This window comes from Actinoalloteichus spitiensis RMV-1378 (genome assembly GCF_000239155.1).
GTDB lineage: Bacteria > Actinomycetota > Actinomycetes > Mycobacteriales > Pseudonocardiaceae > Actinoalloteichus_B > Actinoalloteichus_B spitiensis.
On record NZ_AGVX02000761.1, the window covers coordinates 1 to 1117 of the forward strand.

General features: G+C 59.1%; 1 protein-coding gene. It reads left to right on the forward strand.

The features are described from left to right. The first annotated feature begins 377 nt into the window (after positions 1-377). Complete coding sequence (locus ACTIDRAF_RS0224955) at positions 378-710, forward strand: hypothetical protein (protein ID WP_016701386.1); 333 nt, start codon at positions 378-380, stop codon at positions 708-710. The last annotated feature ends 407 nt before the right edge of the window (positions 711-1117 follow it).

Sequence of the window (1117 nt, forward strand, 5' to 3'; positions counted from 1 at the left end):
CCCCCGCCCAGCCCTACGTCCGTAGTACCACCGGCCGCGCCGCCCTCCGTGGGGACGTGGCGGGGAAAGACCGCGAGCGACTACGCGAGGGAAAAAGGGGAAGGGATCGGCAGACGCTCGCCACGAGGGAGAAAAACCGTCGTTCGTGAGGTTGACTCCGTTGAAGAGATCAGGGAAATATGGGTGAACCTATCGCAAGGTGGTCGACGTCAGGATGTAGACTCCTATGCGGGTCACGTTGTGGTGTTCCCAGATGGAACCCGAATAGCCTTAAGGAGCAAGTCCCTCACGACACCAGGGACGGAAACCATAGATTTGGCATTCGAGGACCAGCGTCCGATTAAAATTCATGTAGTGCGCAACAAGGGGTAGAGTTCATGGAAGAGCCGAATGCGGACGTCATGGATTACATTTGGGAGAGTGCCAGTTTCGACGGAATCATGCTTTTCGAGTTCGTGGCGGCGTTGCGCGAGTATGGGAGCCCTGGAAGCGCGACCACGGAAAATGCCGGGAAGTTGGCCGCACACCTCGTGCGAACGGGAAAGTTGATACCAGGAAGACTAGGTGCCGATGCGTTCGAGCCGTGGGAGCTTCCGGCCGAGGAAGCAGCCCAGAGAATCGAAAACGAGGTTTCGCGGTTCGTCGCCGAGGGTCGCAAACTAAGCTTGGGGGACGTGGCGCACTTCATGCCCGCGAAGTGGAATTCCTAGCTGAGTCCCAGCGGGGGGCGGGCTTCTGGTTAGGATGACCTTTGTCGACGTCCACGCGATTCTCGAACGCTCCACGGCAGCGGTGAATATCATCAGGAATGTCGATGACAGTCAGATCTAGGAGGCGCGGGCCGGGTGCCCTGGGGACAGACGGCTGTCACCCCTGCTCATGATCACCGTGGATTACTTCGAGTTCAGGCACGTTTTAGCGATGTCACAGGACACGCACCATCGCTGATCAGAAGATGTCGAACTGACTGATCAGAGCGATGTTGGCGGAACGACACTACCGGTGAGTTCTCGCAGTTCCCGCGTTTGCTCGTTCTCGTGCCGTCTCTCGGACAGCCCTCTCCCACACGGGAGGGGGCCGTTCGCACCCCCCAGGCCATCACCCGTTGCTACGGTCC